The sequence below is a fragment of the Halomonas sp. R57-5 genome, from assembly GCF_900070345.1.
GTDB classification, from domain to species: Bacteria; Pseudomonadota; Gammaproteobacteria; order Pseudomonadales; family Halomonadaceae; genus Vreelandella; species Vreelandella ventosae_B.
Genome location: NZ_LN813019.1, coordinates 3,131,301 through 3,149,134 on the forward strand (window position 1 = coordinate 3,131,301; position 17,834 = coordinate 3,149,134).

The 17,834-nt window shown below is 57.5% G+C and carries 16 protein-coding genes; 4 read left to right on the forward strand and 12 right to left on the reverse strand.

Annotated elements, in window-relative coordinates; translation table 11 throughout:
- Positions 1–3: 3 nt before the first annotated feature.
- The 6 genes from HALO_RS14445 to HALO_RS14470 all read right to left on the reverse strand — a co-directional run bounded on the left by HALO_RS14445 (position 4) and on the right by HALO_RS14470 (position 6,594).
- Positions 4–468, reverse strand: coding sequence for a low molecular weight protein-tyrosine-phosphatase (locus HALO_RS14445; protein WP_035578503.1), 465 nt, complete (start codon positions 466–468; stop codon positions 4–6).
- Between the two features lie 65 nt (positions 469–533).
- Positions 534–1,295, reverse strand: coding sequence for a 3-deoxy-manno-octulosonate cytidylyltransferase (gene kdsB, locus HALO_RS14450; protein ID WP_035578500.1), 762 nt, complete (start codon positions 1,293–1,295; stop codon positions 534–536).
- Positions 1,295–1,516, reverse strand: a complete 222-nt coding sequence (locus HALO_RS14455; protein WP_035578497.1) for a Trm112 family protein — start codon at positions 1,514–1,516, stop codon at positions 1,295–1,297. The genes kdsB and HALO_RS14455 overlap by 1 nt, the downstream gene beginning before the upstream one ends.
- A gap of 13 nt (positions 1,517–1,529) precedes the next feature.
- Complete coding sequence (gene lpxK / locus HALO_RS14460) at positions 1,530–2,528, reverse strand: tetraacyldisaccharide 4'-kinase (RefSeq protein ID WP_035578494.1); 999 nt, start codon at positions 2,526–2,528, stop codon at positions 1,530–1,532.
- Positions 2,525–4,261: a lipid A export permease/ATP-binding protein MsbA gene (gene msbA, locus HALO_RS14465; RefSeq protein ID WP_035578492.1), complete on the reverse strand. Its 1,737-nt coding sequence runs from the start codon at positions 4,259–4,261 to the stop codon at positions 2,525–2,527. Before msbA ends, lpxK begins: the two co-directional genes overlap by 4 nt.
- 56 nt (positions 4,262–4,317) lie before the next feature.
- Positions 4,318–6,594, reverse strand: a complete 2,277-nt coding sequence (locus HALO_RS14470) for a DNA internalization-related competence protein ComEC/Rec2 (RefSeq protein WP_050713569.1) — start codon at positions 6,592–6,594, stop codon at positions 4,318–4,320.
- 97 nt (positions 6,595–6,691) lie between these two features.
- Between HALO_RS14470 and HALO_RS14475 the strand changes: the two genes are divergently transcribed.
- Positions 6,692–7,243 carry a DUF2062 domain-containing protein gene (locus tag HALO_RS14475; protein ID WP_035578486.1) on the forward strand — a complete coding sequence of 184 codons (552 nt, stop codon included), beginning with the start codon at positions 6,692–6,694 and terminating at the stop codon, positions 7,241–7,243.
- Between the two features lie 23 nt (positions 7,244–7,266).
- Here HALO_RS14475 and HALO_RS14480 read toward each other — a convergent pair whose 3' ends face one another.
- Positions 7,267–8,010 carry an ABC transporter ATP-binding protein gene (locus HALO_RS14480; RefSeq protein ID WP_050713570.1) on the reverse strand — a complete coding sequence of 248 codons (744 nt, stop codon included), beginning with the start codon at positions 8,008–8,010 and terminating at the stop codon, positions 7,267–7,269.
- Between the two features lie 40 nt (positions 8,011–8,050).
- Entirely contained in the window at positions 8,051–9,292 is a 1,242-nt protein-coding gene (locus HALO_RS14485; protein ID WP_035578482.1) for a lipoprotein-releasing ABC transporter permease subunit, read from the reverse strand.
- Between the two features lie 236 nt (positions 9,293–9,528).
- On the opposite strand from HALO_RS14485, the gene HALO_RS14490 reads away from it, so the two are divergent.
- Complete coding sequence (locus HALO_RS14490) at positions 9,529–10,602, forward strand: agmatine deiminase family protein (RefSeq protein WP_035578479.1); 1,074 nt, start codon at positions 9,529–9,531, stop codon at positions 10,600–10,602.
- 28 nt (positions 10,603–10,630) lie between these two features.
- The gene (locus tag HALO_RS14495) at positions 10,631–11,545 is read left to right on the forward strand and encodes a carbon-nitrogen hydrolase (protein ID WP_035578476.1); all 915 of its coding nucleotides are present in this window, start codon (positions 10,631–10,633) and stop codon (positions 11,543–11,545) included.
- Between the two features lie 93 nt (positions 11,546–11,638).
- Here HALO_RS14495 and HALO_RS14500 read toward each other — a convergent pair whose 3' ends face one another.
- From HALO_RS14500 to HALO_RS14515, 4 genes are all read right to left on the reverse strand, one after another.
- Positions 11,639–12,595, reverse strand: coding sequence for a Nudix family hydrolase (locus tag HALO_RS14500; protein WP_035583246.1), 957 nt, complete (start codon positions 12,593–12,595; stop codon positions 11,639–11,641).
- A 105-nt stretch (positions 12,596–12,700) separates the two neighbouring features.
- Entirely contained in the window at positions 12,701–13,930 is a 1,230-nt protein-coding gene (gene argJ, locus HALO_RS14505; protein WP_035578473.1) for a bifunctional glutamate N-acetyltransferase/amino-acid acetyltransferase ArgJ, read from the reverse strand.
- Positions 13,931–14,023: 93 nt separating this feature from the next.
- Positions 14,024–16,756 carry a preprotein translocase subunit SecA gene (gene secA / locus HALO_RS14510; protein WP_050713571.1) on the reverse strand — a complete coding sequence of 911 codons (2,733 nt, stop codon included), beginning with the start codon at positions 16,754–16,756 and terminating at the stop codon, positions 14,024–14,026.
- Between the two features lie 103 nt (positions 16,757–16,859).
- Positions 16,860–17,222, reverse strand: a complete 363-nt coding sequence (locus HALO_RS14515) for a hypothetical protein (protein ID WP_035578467.1) — start codon at positions 17,220–17,222, stop codon at positions 16,860–16,862.
- A gap of 112 nt (positions 17,223–17,334) precedes the next feature.
- Between HALO_RS14515 and HALO_RS14520 the strand changes: the two genes are divergently transcribed.
- Positions 17,335–17,796, forward strand: coding sequence for a DUF721 domain-containing protein (locus HALO_RS14520; RefSeq protein ID WP_035578464.1), 462 nt, complete (start codon positions 17,335–17,337; stop codon positions 17,794–17,796).
- Positions 17,797–17,834: the final 38 nt, after the last annotated feature.

A 17,834-nucleotide genomic window follows, 5' to 3' on the forward strand; every position in this document is an offset into this window, starting at 1 on the left:
CCATTAAAGCCCACGCTTGAGGTGTTGAATCAACCCATCTGATGCGGCCTCAATCATATTCAGCACGTTCTCAAACCCCTCATCACCGCCATAGTAAGGATCTGGAACTTCGGCACCCGCGGAACCGGCAAAATCCAAAAAAAGCCCCACATGCGCCTGGCTATTGGCGGGCTTCAGCTCGCGCATGGCGCGTAAATTGTCCTGATCCATACCCAGCACGTAATCGAATTCACGGAAATCCTGCTCGCTTAGCTTACGGGCCCGCAGGTCACTTAAATCGATACCGCGCAGTCGCGCTGCCTGCTGGGCACGGGCGTCCGGCGCTTTGCCTAAATGCCAACTGCCGACGCCGCAGGAGTCAATTTTAACCTGCCCGGCCAACCCCGCTTGTTCAACAGCACGACGAAAAACACCCTCCGCGGTGGGTGAGCGGCAAATATTGCCTAAACACACAAATAACACTTTCACAGTAGCGCTCCTTTACAACTTATTAGCGTCACTCGTCATTAACCACAGGCTATGTTAATAGCGCGCTAAGCCAGCAGCGCCCGAACCCGCGCTAGATCCTCAGCCGTATCGACCCCAGCAGGGTTGACTTCGCAGGCCAATGCCACCTGAATCACGTGGCCGTTCTGCAGTGCACGCAGCTGTTCGAGCTGTTCAAGTTGCTCAAGGCTTGAAGCGGGCCAGTCCCGGTAGGCGGCTAGAAAACTAGCCCGGTAGGCATACAGGCCGATATGACGCAGCCAAGCATCGGTTGCCAGCATGGTGGGCGGCGCTTTGAACTGTTCACGATCCCAGGGAATTGGCGCCCGGGAAAAATACAGCGCGCGCCCCTGAAGCGTACGCACCACCTTAACCACATTAGGATTAAACAGCGTGTCCACATCATTGATAGGCTCGGCGAGCGTGGCTATCGATGCCTCGGGATCGTCGGCCAAACGCAGCGCCACCTGGTCAATCAGCGCGGGGGGAATTAACGGCTCGTCACCCTGCACATTGACCAGCAGCGCATCATCCGCCAACGCTAAGCTAGCAGCCACCTCGGCTAAACGGTCGGTGCCCGATGGGTGATCGTCACGGGTCATGATCACCTCGGCACCGTAAGGCAGCATGGCATCGCGAATGCGGCTATCGTCTGTCGCCACTACCACTCTGGCGGCGTGGCTCTGCCAGGCGCGACGCCATACGTGGGCAATCATTGGCTCCCCGGCAATCTCAAGCAGCGGCTTGCCGGGTAACCGGGTAGAGCCATAGCGCGCGGGTACGACAACCGTATATTCAGGAAAAGCCATTAAGCGCCTCCTGAATGTCCTGGAGAGCGTCCTGAAGAACTGGGTAACTTTTCATCGGCATCCATTGTGCGGGCCTCTTCAGGCAACATCACTGGAATCCCCTCTTGAATGGGATAGGCGAGTCCATCGTAGTGGCAGCGCAGCTCTTGAGCGTCGCGGTCATATTTCAGCTTACCGTTACACAATGGGCATACCAGCATTGCCAGCAGTTCCTTATCCATGCGCATATCTCCTTTAGGAAAGAGCCGACAGCCGCGCTGCCAGCCAGTGCTCAAATTCGGGTGGAAGGGTTGCTTCCACGTCTAGTACCCAGCTATTCGGCGGCGCCAGGGCGTAACACTTAACGGCGTCTTTGGCGGTCATAATCACCGGGCGCGACTCTGCAAAGCTTAGCGCGTCTGCATCAAAATGCTGGTGATCAGCTAGCGGGTGCCACTCGCCCTCAATACCCAGCGCAGAAAGGGTACGAAAAAAGCGTTCGGGATGACCGATACCGGCGACCGCGTGCACCGGCAGCGTAAACGGCAGTGGCGCAAGAGGAAAATGCACGCCATCGTCAAGGCGGCGCCAGCGCAGCGGCGCTAGTTGCATGGTAGTGACCGAGGCGACCGGCAACGACGGCGGTGAGTCGCCGTTGACGATTACCGCATCAACACGCTGCAACCGGCTAGACGACTCGCGCAGTGGCCCCGCGGGCAGGCAGCGGCCGTTACCCAGCCCGCGGGCACCATCAACAACGACCAGCTCAATATCCCGGGCCAGCGCCAGATGCTGCAAACCGTCGTCGCTAAGGATAATATCGCATCCCGCATCAACCAATGCCTGAACACCCCGCACGCGCTGGGGATCCGCCACCACTGGCAAGCCGGTTTGCTGTGCCAGCATCAGCGGCTCATCGCCGCTTTCGGCAACGTTGCTGCTGGCGGTAACAAATAATGGGTAGTGCAGCGCTTTTCCGCCATAGCCGCGACTAACAATGCCTGGCGACCAGCCTTGAGCCACCAGCCAGCTAGCCAACCACGCCACCAGCGGCGATTTTCCCGTTCCCCCCAAGGTAATATTACCGACCACAATAACCGGCACGGGGGCTTCCCAGGCGGCCTTGCTGCCACGCTGATATGCCTGCTCCCGACGCACCATGGCCCACTGGTACAACGCCCCTAATGGCCTCAGTGGCAATAGCCAGCAACTGCCTTGATAGGCGCCCTTCAACCAGCGCTGCGACAGTGTCATAGCACCTCTTGGAACTGTAGCTGGTGCAGTGCCGCGTAGGCGCCCTCGGCATCCAGCAGCGCCTGATGCGAACCCTCTTCGATAATGCGCCCCTGATCCATCACCACAATTCGGTCGGCTCTTTCAATGGTAGACAGGCGGTGAGCGATAACCAGCGTAGTACGCCCTTCACAAACCCGCTCAAGGGCTTTTTGGATATAGCGCTCGGACTCCGTATCCAGCGCTGACGTCGCCTCATCCAACACCAGCAACGGCGCATCCTTAAAGATCGCCCGAGCTATCGCCAGCCGCTGGCGCTGCCCGCCCGAGAGCATCACACCGTTTTCGCCCACGGTGGTGGCATAGCCATTGGGAAGCTTGTCGATAAACTCATGGGCATAGGCAGCCTCTGCCGCCGCCTGAATGGCCTGGGGATCAGGATTGTCCACCCCATAGGCAATGTTATCGGCGATCGAGGCGTTGAATAGCGTCACCTGCTGGGACACCAGGGCAATTTGCTGGCGTAGTGGCCCCAGCGCGTACTCATCAACGTTAATGCCATCGATGCTAATACGGCCCTGGCTGGGCCGGTAGAAACGCGGCAGCAGGCTGACCAGGGTGGACTTGCCACTTCCCGAACGCCCGACAATCGCCACCAGTTCACCCGGCGCTAGGCGCAGATTAATATCGTGCAACACTTCGGGCTGGTCGTCAGCGTAGCGGAAGCTAACCTTATCAATCACTACCTCGCCGCTTAAACGGCTGGCGATGCGCTTACCGCTATCCTCTTCAGGGGTCATATCCAGTAACCCGAAAAGTTCTGACGCGGCCGCTAGGCCTTTCTGGATCTCACCATTAATCTCAGTCAGTTGGCGCACTGGCTTGATCATCAGGGCGGCTGCGGTAATAAAAGCCACAAACTCACCGGGCGTCATGTTCTCCATCAGCGAAGGCGCCATGGCCAGCCAGACCAGGATAGCCATGGAGATAGCCACCAGCATCAGAATCACTGGGGAACTGACCGCACGGGTCATGGCCTCTTTCATGCTTTGGCGGCGATTCTCTTCACTGACCCGCTCGAAGCGCTGCTTTTCATAATCTTCCGCGCCGTGGGTTCGCACTACCCGGTAGCCCGACAGCGCCTCAGAGGCAATATGGGTGACATCGCCCATGGAGTGCTGAATACGCTTTGAAATGCGCCGAAATCGTTTACTCACGTAGCTCACCACTACCGCGATGATCGGCGTTACACCCAAGAACAGCAGCGTTAACATCCAGTTAGTCCACAGCAAATAGAGCACCAGACCGACGACGAACAGTCCCTCACGCAGAATAATCGTCACCGCTTTGGTGGCCGCCCCGGCAACTTGCTCCACGTGGTAGGTCACCCGCGACACCAGTTGACCGCTGGAGTGGTGGTCAAAAAACCAGCCGGGCAGATGGAGAAGATGGGCAAACACGTCGCAGCGCAGGGTATGAATCACGTAGCGGCCCACATAGGCCATAAAATAGGTGCTTAAAAAAGTACCTAGCCCCCGGGCGGAAAACATAATAATCACAAACAGCGGTAGAAATAGCCGAAAGGCCGCATCCGGGTTTTGAATGCCATCAATTAGACGCTTCATCATTTCCGCAAGCGCCGTACTCGATGCGGCATACACCACAAACCCCACCACCGCCAGTGCAAAAGCACGCCAATGCGGCTTAACATAGCCCAACAACCGTTTATAGATAACCCAACCTGAATCAGTCACACGCGCTCCTGGCCATAGTGTGCAGTGTCGGGAATTCTACCTGATGGCGGCGCGCTTCAACACTGGTTACGTCGTCCCGGCAATGGTCGCGTTGTTTCAACCTGAACGGGATGGGCCGCGTTTAGCCAAAAACGCAGTGCTCCGTCATGCACCGTGTTCCATAGACAGCTTCCCTGCTGGCGAAAACGGCGCACAACATCATCGACCGGATGCTGAAAAGCGTTACCCCGCCCGGCGCTAAATATCACATGTCGAGGTGCGGCATGGCGCACAAACTGGATACCCGAACTAGTGCCGCTGCCATGGTGCCCAGCAACCAGCACGCTAACGGGCCGCTCTACCTCACCCAGAAAGCGCCGCTCTACCTGCGTGCCCACATCCCCGGTAATCAGCAGACGCTGCTCACCAACGCTCACCTCAAGTACGCAGGAGCGATCGTTGGCAGAAAAATCGTTATCTCCCGCGGGCGGCCAAAGGATGCGGTAATTTACGCCGTCGCGCTGCCAGCGTTGACCACGCTGGCAGTCATGGCTTGAAACAGGCAGCGCCTCACCCGCGGGCGCCATCCACTGCCTGACCCGATGATCGGCTAGCAACGCGCGAATACCGCCCGCATGGTCATTATCAGCGTGGCTAACAATCACTTGATCAAACCGCTGCCCCGGCGACCAAAGCGTCTCTAGCGGCATAAAGCCGCTACGAAAGCGCGGCCCGGTGTCGTAGAGCAGGCGATAATGTTCGCTGCGCAGCTCTATCAACTGCCCCTGCCCAACGTCATACACACTAACTCTGAGCGTATTGGGAGGAATCGATGACGGCAGCGACCACCAGGGCAGCGCTAGAACCAGCGCGGTAGCAGACAACCGCAGCCCCGGCAGCACGGCAGGCAGCCCCCAGCATAACGACAGTAATAACAATGCAAAAGCGAGCGGGTAAGTTAACGGCCGATCAGGCTCCCACAATGGCCAGTGCTGCACAGCAAGCGCCAACAGCAGATGGAAAACGTCAAGTGCCTGCTCAAACAACCACCACAGCGCTTCTCCCACCCCAGGTATCGGGGACAGCAGCCACCCCAGCAGCGCCGAGGGTACCATCACCGAACTCACCCAGGGCACGGCGACTAAATTGATTAACGGCGCGGCGGGCGCCMCCCGTCCAAAGGCCACCAGTACCGCAGCGGCCATTAACGGGGCGAGCAGTAGCTGAGATCTCACCAGCGCCCAGCACCAGCCTTTCACCCCTTTGGGTCGCTGCCGCCCCTGCCAAATAAGGATTAACCACGCTACGGCTACGAACGACAGCCACATGCCAGGGCGCCATAAAGCCAGCGGATCAACGATCAGCACCAGCGCAAGGGCCAGCCACCACGCTTGCCACGGCCCTGGCGCATGACGCCCGCTGAGCACCCACAGCCCTATCAGCGTCATTACCATCGCGCGCATGGCGGGAGGCGCCATTCCGGCAAGGGCGGCGTAACCGACGCAGGCTACTGCCGCCAACCACCATGGCCAGGTACGCATGCGCCAGTGGGTGGGCGTCGTCAAACGCGCGGCTAACTTGGCGAGTAGCAGCGCAAACGACGCCACCAGACCGACATGCAAGCCTGAAATCACTACCAGATGCGTGGTGCCGGTAGCATTCAGCAGCGACCAGTCATCCTGGGTAAGCTGTTCGCTATCTCCCAGTGTTAGCGCCGCTAACCAACGCTTCGTACGCTCGTCAATTGTTTGCTGGGCTAAAAAATTCAGCGCCAGTTGGCGCAGCGAAGTGCTGGCGGGAGAGAGCCGCACCGGTGCAGGGTCCTGGCGCAGGTAGCCCGTGGCGTGGATTCCCTCACGCCATAGCCACTGCGCATAATTGAAGGTATCAGGATTGGCAAAGCCGCTTGGAGGGCGCAAACGCAGCGTCATTTGCCACGCTTCTCCGGGCTTAAATCGCTCATCGCTATAAGCGGTTATGCGCACCTTGGAGAGCGCCGAACAGCTGGGCCGGGCTGGGCTATTTACAGCACTGTGGCACTTATCAACGCTTAACAACAGGCGCGTTGCATTGCCCAACGGCTGAGCGGTCAACACGGTCGCCTCCACGGTAATATCTTCACCGCTGAGTCCCGCCGGCAAGCGACTTCCCCACTCACTTTGTACGCCAATGAAGACCCACGCCCCGATTAGCAGCCATCGACCTGAGCGCGGCCGCCACACCATTACCAGCAAAGCAGCTACCAACCCCCACTCAAACCCACGTTGGCTCAGCGCGGCAGTGTGGCTATACCAAGCAAAAGTGCCTCCGGCGAGTGCTGCAAGTGCCGCTGGCATGGCAACACCTAAGCGCATAGAACCCTCCCTGGTGACGCATCATTGATGGCCTAGCATAGCCGAAAGGCAGCTCGATATGGATAATGGGCCACATCGATAGGTAAGAGTATCCATCATGCCGCGCCGGTTCCTGCAGCGCTACATGCCCAAACCCGACACCATCAGGAAGCAGCGCTCGCTACGCTTTATGGCACCGCTGATTGCCGATCCAGGTTTGTGGCTTTTAACTCGCCGAAGCGTTGCCAATGCATTTAGCGTGGGCGTGTTTTGCGCGATGCTGCCTATCCCCTTTCAAATGGTGGTCGCCGCGCTGGGCGCGCGCATAACACGCTGCAACTTAGCCCTCTCGGTGGGTTTGGTATGGATTACCAACCCCTTAACAATGCCGCTGATTTTTTACGGCAACTACTGGATTGGCACCTTTATACTCGGCGCGCCCGTGCGGGAAGCCCCCTCGCGTATCTCTTCACGCTGGATCGCCGAACAGATGCACGACATTATGCCGCCACTGATCGTCGGCTCATTGGTAACGGCGGTCGTATTGGCCATCGTCGCTAATATTGGCATTCGATTAATCTGGCGCTGGCACGTCTCCCATAACTGGAAACGCCGCCGCCAGAAACGTCGGCAGCGGCGCGCACAGATTGAAGCGGAATTTGATGAGTAATGATGGATGATTGAGCTCGACGGTTAGAGCGCTGGAGCCTGCTCTACCAACTTACCCGCATCCAGTTTAAGCACCCGGTCTTGATGGGCCGCAAGGCTCACGTCGTGGGTCACAATCACAAAGGCGCAGGCGCTCTCTTTGGCCAGTTCGTCCATCAGCGCCAAAATAGTCGCCGCCGTGGTCTGGTCCAGGTTACCCGTCGGCTCATCCATAAGCACCAGGCTAGGATCGGTGACCAGCGCGCGGGCGATAGCCACGCGCTGGCGCTCCCCGCCGGAAAGCTCTCCCGGCTTATGATCCGCACGGGGCTGCATGCCTACCCGCTCGAGTATCTGCATCGCCCGCTGCTCGGCTGCCTTTTTCGACTGGCCGCGAATAATCAGCGGCAACGCAGCATTTTCGACGGCGGTGAATTCCGCCAACAGATGGTGAAATTGATACACAAAGCCAATGTAGCGGTTACGGAAGCTMCCCAGCGCCGCTTCATTTAAGCCCGAAAGCGGCTCACCGGCGATCACCACCCTGCCTTCGCTGGGACGATCCAGCCCCCCCAGCAAGTTGAGTAGCGTCGTCTTACCCGACCCCGAGCTACCTACGATGGCCACCCGTTCCCCGGCACGCACCTGCAAGTTGAGCTTATCCAGCACCGTGAGATCCTGAGGGCCCTCACTGTAGGTTCGTGTCAACGCTTGGCAATCGAGCATCACCGCCGCCTCTTGCCCACCGTGGGTAGACGTAGCGTTTATAGTCGCCGAATTCATAGACATCGAGTCATCCTTATTCCTGAAGTCATCATTCCGGAAGCCATTATTCATAGCGCAACACATCCGCCGGCTGAACTTTTGCTGCCCGCCAAGCAGGATAGAGTGTCGACAGGAACGTCAGACCAAAGGCTGCCAAAACGATCCGAATAACATCGCCCCACTGCAGTTGAGAGGGTAGATCGCTGATGAAGTAGACCCCGGCATCCAAGAACTGGATACCTATCGTTCCCTCAACCCAGCCGATGAGATCGGCAATGGTGAGCGCCAGCAACACACCCACAGCCACCCCGATGGCGATACCGATAAGCCCGATGGCCATGCCCTGGACAATAAAAATGCCCATAATCGAGCTCGGTTTAGCGCCGATCGTACGCAGAATAGCGATATCCGCACGCTTGTCGGTAACCACCATGACCAGCGTGGAGACGATATTAAACGCCGCCACGGCGATAATCACGGTTAGCAGCAGCGCGATCATGCGCTTTTCCATCTGTATCGCCTGGAAAAGGTTACCTTGGGAGAAGGTCCAGTCGCTGCCGCGATACTCAGGGCCAAGTTCATTGAGAATTGCCTGGGTTTCGCTACTGGCGGCAAATAAGTCATCCAACTGCAGGCGAAGTCCGCCTACCGCATCGCCCATCCGTGCAAGGGTCTGCATATCTTCGATACTTGCGTAGGCCAAATTGGCATCAAGTTCGGCGCCAACGCTAAAAATACCGCTAACGGTAAAGCGCTTTAAGCGCGGGAATACGCCGGCGGGGGTAATGGATGCTTCCGGCACTAACAGTGTCACCCGATCCCCCACGCCAACCCCCAAGTTGCGCGCCAGCATCGACCCTAGCACCACATTCCACTCACCGGGCACCAGATCGGCCAGCTCGCCTTGGCGCATATGCTCGCCGATGATAGACACCCGTCCTTCCCAGTCAGGATTAATACCGGTCACCATAGCGCCCTGATTGCGCCCCCCCACGGAGAACATGCCCTGCTGCTCAACGTAGGGAGCCGCGCCAATGACGCGCTCGCGCTGCATTAACTCTTCAGCCAGGGACTCCCATTCGACCATCCCCACACGGGACTCGATTTTAGCGTGGGGCACCATACCTAAAATACGCGTGCGCAGCTCATGGTCGAAGCCGTTCATCACCGACAGCACCAGAATAAGTACCGCGACCCCCAGCATTAGCCCCAGCATCGAGGTAAGTGAAATAAACGAAATAAAGTGATTCCGGCGTTTAGCGCGCACGTAGCGCAGCCCCACCAGAAAAGGCAAACGATCAAGCATGGCGTCATTCCTTATCAATAAGCGCTCATGGTACGGTTTTTTTAGTCTCTCTGCATGTTCCAAACGGCCATTAGAGCGGCCTTCGCCGTGAGCGTTCATAATAAAAACGTTACGCTTGCAACTTGCCCCGCCACACCCTACATTGCGCCGATTTACTGCTGACCGTGTGGCTACCTTTGTGTCTTAGCCTCGGTTAGGTTTATTTACTCCAAAAGGCCTTCATGACATTGGCGACTATGACCTATCGTTTGCTACCCGAATGGCATCCCCAAGACGGGATACAACTGACCTGGCCTCGCCATGACGGCGATTGGGCGCCACTGATCGAGCGCATCGAAGCCACTCTCGAACGCATTGTGATGGCCACGGCTCACTACCAGCGGCTACTTATATGTATCCCCGATGAGGCCACAAAACAGCGTTTAGCGGTCACTTTTGACGCCTACGGCGTGCCCGCTGAACGCCTGCAGCTTATTGTCGCACCTACCGACGATACCTGGGCGCGGGATCATGGACCGATCAGCGTGGTCGATGAAGATGGCCAATGCGTCATGCTCGATTACACCTTTACCGGCTGGGGTGGCAAATTCCCCGCCGAGCGTGATAATCGACTCACCCAGCGGCTTGCTGATGCAGGCGTATGGGCCTGCCCGGTGGTAAGTCGGGATTTTGTGCTGGAGGGCGGTGCCATCGAAACCGATGGTGAAGGCACCCTGCTGACCACCGAAGCATGCCTGCTAAACCCCAACCGTAACCCCATGCAATCTCGAGTTGAGGTAGAAGCACGGCTAGCCCAAGATTTCGGCGTTGACCGCGTATTGTGGCTGGCCAACGGCCATTTAGAAGGCGACGATACCGACAGCCATATTGATACCCTGGCGCGCTTCTGCGATCCATCCACCATAGCTTACGTGCGCTGCGATGACCCCAACGACCCGCACTACCCGGCCTTGGCAGCCATGGAGCGGGAGCTGCAGGCTTTCCGCCAGCGCAATGGCGAACCTTACCGGCTTATCGCCCTGCCCTGGCCCCAGCCTTGCTTTGACCCGGAAGATGGTCACCGCCTGCCCGCCACCTACGCCAATTTTCTGATCATTAATCAGGCCGTGTTGGTGCCCACTTACGGCGATCCAGCGGATGTCACCGCGCTAAACGCACTGGCGGTTGCTTTTCCTGAACACACGCTTATCCCTATTGAGTGCGTCAGCGTTATTCGCCAGCACGGCAGCCTGCACTGTTTAACCATGCAGCTTCCACAAGGCACGCTTGTCCGGGACACGCTTGTCCAGCACTCGGCTGGTACTGATTAGATAATACTGACGAAATAAAGGAGCCATTATGTCGATTAAATCCCGTTCGACGCTAACCGTCGGTGTTGTGCAGCAACCCGCCTGGCCGGACAAAGCCCAAAGCCTGTCAGCAAGCGAAGAAGGTATCCGTAGCGCCGCTAAACAAGGCGCGCAGTTGGTACTGCTGCAAGAACTGCACGCCACCCACTACTTTTGCCAATTTGAAGATCCCGCGCTGTTTGATCTCGCGGAGCCCCTCGACGGCCCATCCGGCCAGCGCCTGGCGGCGCTCGCTAAAGAGCTGGATATCGTCTTGGTCGGGTCGCTATTTGAGCGCCGCGCCCCCGGGCTCTATCACAATACCGCTGTGGTCTATGACCGTGCTAAAGGCCGCGTCGGGCAGTATCGTAAGATGCATATTCCCGATGATCCGGGGTTTTATGAGAAGTTTTACTTCACGCCGGGTGATCATGACAGCGCCCGCGGAGAAGGCTTTACGCCGATTGAAACCTCGCTGGGCCGTCTCGGCGTACTGGTCTGCTGGGATCAGTGGTATCCCGAAGCCGCCCGCCTAATGGCACTGGCCGGCGCGGACTTACTGCTCTACCCGACGGCGATTGGCTGGGACCCGAACGACGACAACGCAGAAAAGACCCGCCAGAAAGATGCCTGGACGGTGATTCAGCGCGCCCACGGCGTGGCTAACGGCTTGCCGGTAGTGGTGGCCAATCGGGTGGGCTTTGAGGCAGATCACTCCGGGGTCGGCGATGGCATTCAGTTCTGGGGCGGCAGTTTTGTCTGCGGGCCGCAAGGTGAACTATTAGCCCATGCAGGAGAAGAGACAGAGCAGCTTGTTGTACAACTTGATATGGCGCGCAGTGAAAACACCCGGCGCATCTGGCCCTATCTGCGTGATCGCCGCGTGGACGCGTATGGCGATCTAACCCGCCGCTACCGCGACTAGGCTTGTTAAAGAAAAAAACGCCTGCCTTGGATAACTACCGAGGCAGGCGTTTTTCATTACATAGCGCTTTTTATGCGTTCTGGCTTGGCCGGTTTACTTCCAGAAATCACGGATTGAGGCGATCCCTTGGGCGCCCACGGCGCGGGCGTGGTTAGCGTCAAAGCGCGTCATACCGCCCAATGCAAACACTGGCATACCGGCGCGCTCGACCAACTGCTGGAAATCATGCCAGCCGAGCGGGAACACTTCTGGGTGTGACGGCGTAGTGCGCAAAGGCGACAGGCTAACAAAGTCGCAGCCTAACACCGCCGCCTGGGTAAGCTGCGTTTGGTTGTGGGTCGATGCCGACAACCACTTGTTTTCGGCAATCGGGCGACGCTCAAGCTGCATCAAACGCTCGCTGGTCAAATGAATACCATCGGCGTCAATGTGATCAAGCAGCGTTGGCTCACCATTGAGCAGCAGTCGCGCGCCATGCTCACGACACAGACTCAAGGCACGCTGGGCACGGGCCAGATAAGCCGCCTCATCCAACTGCTTGGCACGCAGCTGTACCAGGCGAATCTTGTCTTCACGCAGCGCACGCTCCAGGAACGCATCGAAACGCGCCTCATCCGACTCTTCCCCGGTAATTAAATACTCGGTAGGCAGCCTTACTGCGCGCAGAATCGGCAAATTCGCCGCCGGGAAAGGGTAATTGGAGAGCTCACTCATGGGCACCCAGCGCACCGCCTGCCCTTCACGACCAAAGGGCTCGCCAGCAAACTCGTGTACCTGCCATACATCGAGCAGGATGTGCTTGTCGGGGTACTCATGGTGGACGCGAATCAATGGCTGGGCGCACACAATCTCGACGCCCAGCTCTTCGTGCAGCTCTCGCTTTAACCCTTCTAGACCGGTTTCATAAGGGGCCAGCTTGCCGCCTGGAAACTCCCACAGTCCGCCATGGTCAACGTTTGACGGCCGACGAGCAATCAGTACTTGCTGTTGATCGGCGCTGATAATCGCAGCCGCCGCGACGTGAACCCGTCGTTTTACCTTTACACTCATTACGTCTTTATCCACTGTCTGCGCGCCGCCATTCTGCATGACGGCGCTATCTCGCTGCGTTTGCCCATTACCACCGCTAATCAGTCCCCTCTTAGGGCAACATGACTAGCTGCGATAATCCGCGTTGATCGACACATAGTCATGGGAGAGGTCGGAAGTCCATACCGTGGCACTCTCCTCACCGCGCCCCAAGTTAATGCGAATGGTAATTTCTGACTGCGCCATCACGGCGCTTCCTGCCGCTTCGGTGTAGCCCGCTGCACGTCCACCCTGCTCGACTAAACGTACATCACCTAAATCAATCACCACACGATTCACATCAAAGTCACTCACCGGCGCTCGCCCGACAGCCGCCAAAATACGCCCCCAGTTAGCATCTGAGGCGTAAAGCGCGGTTTTAACCAGCGGCGAGTGCGCAACGGTAAAGGCCACATCAAGCGCCTCTTGACGGCTTTTAGCTTCGCCCACCTGCAGGGTAACGAACTTGGTTGCGCCTTCTGCGTCGCGAATAATCGCTTGTGCCAGTTCGGTCATTACCCGCTGTAGAGCGTTGCTGAACACCGCTATCTGCTCATCATCGGCGATGCGAGGGCCTGTCCCGGTTGCCGCTAGCATACAAGCATCATTGGTCGAGGTATCGCTGTCCACGGTAATGCAGTTAAACGAGCGGTCGACCGTTTCCCGCAGCAGGCGATCCAGCAGCGGTGCTTCGATAGCCGCGTCAGTCACCACAAACCCTAACATGGTCGCCATATTGGGCTTGATCATGCCCGAACCTTTGGCGATACCGTTAATCGTCACCGGCTGGCCATCCATTTCCAGCGTCACAGTCGCGCCTTTGGCCCGGGTATCGGTAGTTAGAATGCCTTGGCCTGCGTGCTGCCAGGCGGCAGCGTCACTGGCTAAACTTTCGATCGCTGGCGCCAAACCCGCTAACAGCCGCTCCATGGGTAGCGGCTCACCAATCACACCGGTCGAAAACGGCAGCACGTCCTGCTCCGTCACGCCGACCTGCTTAGCCAGTTCTGCACAGCTTGTATGGGCATCACGCAAGCCAGCATCGCCAGTGCCTGCGTTGGCATTGCCGGTATTGATCAGCCAAAAACGCGGCGAACGCTTTTCTGCACGGCACTGTTCAAGGTGCTGCTTAGCCACCACCACGGGCGCTGCACAAAATGCATTACGGGTAAAAACCCCTGACACTGTCGCGGTATCGGGCAACTCAATCACCACCACATCACGGCGATCCGGCTTTTTGATACCTGCCATTGCAACCCCCAGGCGCACCCCTGCTAAGGGGGGCATCGCTGGAAAGGGAGTGTTTCCTACCGCCATGATTCTTCTCCTTCAGGCAGACGCTTAGGCGATGCCTGACCACCCGCTACGCTCGCTGAGTGTTCAGGCACGCTGGATCAGACATACTCGCCGTTAACTTAATTTTCCGCAGCACTGCTTATATTTTTTACCCGAACCACAAAAACATGGATCGTTGCGGCCAACCTTGGGGCCTTCGCGCCGCACAGGGCGACCATCTACACCCGGTGCTTCCTGCTCGGCTGTGGACGGCTCCGGGCTCGGGGTGTCATGACGGCTTGCCGCCGTGGCGGTTTCCCGCGCCAGCGCTTCGCGGCGCTGTTGCTCAAGGGCGTCTACTTCCTCGGGCTGACGAACCTGAACGTGGCTCAGAATGCGCGTTACATCGGCTTTAATATGCTCTAGTAAGTGCTGGAAGAGCTCAAAGGACTCACGCTTGTACTCTTGCTTGGGGTTTTTCTGCGCATAGCCGCGTAGGTGGATACCGCGACGCAGATGATCCATCGATTGAAGGTGCTCTTTCCAACGCGTATCCAGCACTTGCAGCATGACCTGCTTCTCAAAGCGACGAATCAGCTTCTCACCCGCCGCCTCGATTTTGGCTGCATAGGCCTCGCGATGCATCGTCTGCAGACGCTTGCGCAGCTGCTCTTCACTGAAACGGTCATCCTCAGCGGCCCATTTAACCACGGGCGCATCAAGGTTGAACTCGGTCTTCAGGTGCGCTTCCAAGCCGGGCAGATCCCACTGTTCAGGCAGGCTCTGGGGCGGCACGTAATCGCTGATAGCCGTCTCCATTACCTCTTCACGGATACCGATGACAGCATCGGCAACATCGTCCGCAGCCAGAATTTCATTGCGCTGGTCGTAGATCACCCGGCGCTGGTCGTTGGCAACGTCATCATACTCAAGCAGCTGCTTACGAATATCGAAGTTACGTCCTTCGACTTTCTTCTGGGCGCGCTCAACGGCGTTAGAGACCATCTTATGCTCAATGGCTTCGCCGTGCTCAAGTCCCAATGCCTGCATCAGGCGCTTGACACGATCAGAGCCAAACAGCCGCATCAGACTATCTTCAAGCGACAGGAAGAACCGCGTCGAGCCAGGGTCACCCTGGCGCCCAGCACGGCCACGCAGCTGATTATCGATCCGCCTGGACTCGTGGCGCTCAGAGCCCACTACGTGCAGGCCGCCCGCGGCCAGCACACCATCGTGACGCGCTTGCCACTCGGCTTTAAGTGCATCAACCTGCTCTTGGCTTGGGTTTTGCAGCTTGGCGACTTCGGCTTCCCAGTTGCCGCCCAGAACAATATCGGTACCACGACCGGCCATATTGGTGGCGATGGTAATCGCCCCTGGACGGCCCGCCTGGGCAATAATTTCGGCTTCGCTCTGGTGCTGCTTGGCGTTCAGCACGCTGAACGTCAGGCCCGCTTCACGCATCAGCTTGGCAAGGTACTCGGATGTCTCAATGGAAGCCGKACCCACCAGTACCGGGCGACCGGCTTCAGTCTCGGTTTTGACATCTTTAATGATCGCTTCGTACTTCTCTTCCGCGCTCAAGTAAACCAAATCGTTGAGGTCTTTACGGGCCAATGGCCGGTTGGTGGGAATCACCACCACGTCGAGGCCGTAGATTTGCCTAAACTCAAAAGCTTCGGTATCTGCCGTACCGGTCATCCCAGCTAATTTTTCATACAAACGGAAGTAGTTCTGGAACGTCGTGGAGGCCAGTGTCTGGCTTTCACGCTGCACCGTGACGCCCTCTTTGGCCTCAACAGCCTGGTGCAACCCTTCCGACCAGCGGCGCCCTGGCATCGAACGGCCAGTGTGCTCATCGACGATCACCACCTGACCTTCAGAGACAATGTAGTCGACATCCCGGTTATAGAGATAGCGGGCACGCAGGGCTGAGTGCATATGCTGAAGCAAGTTAAGATTTTGCGCGGCATAGAGCGACTCTTCATCGCCCAACAAACCCTCAGCGCGCATCAGCTCTTCAACTTTATTATGCCCCTGCTCTGTTAGCTCTACCTGTTTCTGCTTCTCGTCGACTAAAAAGTCACCGACCACGGCGGCCTCTTCATCTTCAATCTCCTCGCCTTTCTCAAGCTGTTGGGCAAGTTGATTAACGACTTTATAAAGGTCGGTATTCTCATCCACCGCGCCGGAAATAATCAGCGGCGTACGCGCTTCATCGATCAGAATCGAGTCAACTTCGTCGACAATTGCATAATGCAGTCCACGCTGGACTTTATCTTCTAACGAAAACGCCATGTTATCGCGCAGATAATCGAAGCCGAATTCGTTGTTGGTACCGTAGGTAATATCGCAATGATAGGCATGACGCTTCTCTTCGCCAGTCTGGCCGGAGAAGATAACGCCAATGGTCAGGCCTAGAAACTCATACAGCGGGCGCATCCACTCGGCATCGCGCCGAGCCAGGTAGTCGTTTACCGTGACCACGTGCACGCCCTTAGCCGGCAGCGCATTCAGGTACACCGCCAGCGTCGCTACCAGCGTTTTACCCTCACCGGTTTTCATTTCAGCAATACGACCACGGTGCAGGGTCATGCCCCCCACCATTTGCACGTCAAAGTGGCGCATGCCCATAACGCGTTTACTGGCTTCTCGAACGATCGCAAAGGCGGGCGCTAGCAGCGCATCAAGGGACTCACCAGCCTCTAAACGTTGGCGCAGTTCGGCCGTCTTTCCCTGCAACTCCGCATCGCTAATCGCCTCAAGCTCTGCTTCTAAGGCGTTAATCTGCGGCACATTTTTGTGCATGCGTTTAACATCGCGGTCATTTTTAGAACCCACGACTTTACGTAATAAATTATTAAGCATGAAATATCCAAGTATTCACGAGCGTCCTAGCGGACATTGCCCTTTTACGACAGGCTTTTCACCGCACMCTCTTTCTCTGCAGAGCATGCCCAATGTAGGTGTATTAACGACAGACTCGTTGGGAAGGTGGGCCGCGCTGGGTCAAGACATCCCGTGCAGCGACCAGCATAGCCATTGGGGCAAACCAGAGGCATAGGCGCCGAATAGGCGCAAATCGCCGGGGGCTTTGCGCCCAGCGCTGCAGGGCACGCCGTCGCTTGGCAATCCAGTGCGACTGGGCGCGTAAAATCGCGGGCACCCAAAAACAGATAGCCACGCTACGCTCGCCACTGCGCAACGCATCTGCAGGGCCTAAACTGGCGGGCAATAGGCAGCTCACTAGCAAACCGGCCAGCCACCAACGCGCTATACCGTAACGGCGTTGGCGCCGCGGCAAAGCTGATTGAACATCAAGCGTAGGTGGCATGCTGTAGACCGGCTCCTGAGCGTGGTAAAATCGGCTAAAGTGAAATCGGCTAACATTTCCGACATCGTCATTAGCGGTACCCTAGGATAGCGGTACCCTAGGAATTAAGCGTATGAGTATAAAGGTTAAGCGTTCTCGCGCACAGCCCATTGCCCGCCTGCTCTCGAAGTCGGGCGATATTAATAAGCTAATGCGCCTATCTCGGTTAATCGATCAGGCGCAGCGTCACCTGCGCGCCCACCTGCCCGAAGAGATGCGTGAGCATATCTTTGTGGGTGGCTTTAGCGAAGGTCGCTTAACCCTGATTAGCGGCCAGGCGAGCTGGTTGACATGGCTACGCTTTGAACAGCGGCGGCTGCTGGAACTGCTTCACCAGTTACCCGGCTTTGAAGGGGTCAGCGGCTTCACCTTTAAAGTGCGCCCTGTGCGCCCTATTGTGGCTCCCCAGCGCAACACACGCAGCCTATCAGCCGACGCGGGCAAAACACTGGCGGAGTGCGCTGAAGACACCACCAACCCCGCGCTTAAACGGGCGCTTGAACGTCTTGCCTCTCACGCGCGACCGGCTAAATAATCAGCGTACCGACCGACGTTACTTGTGGTCGATTTTAA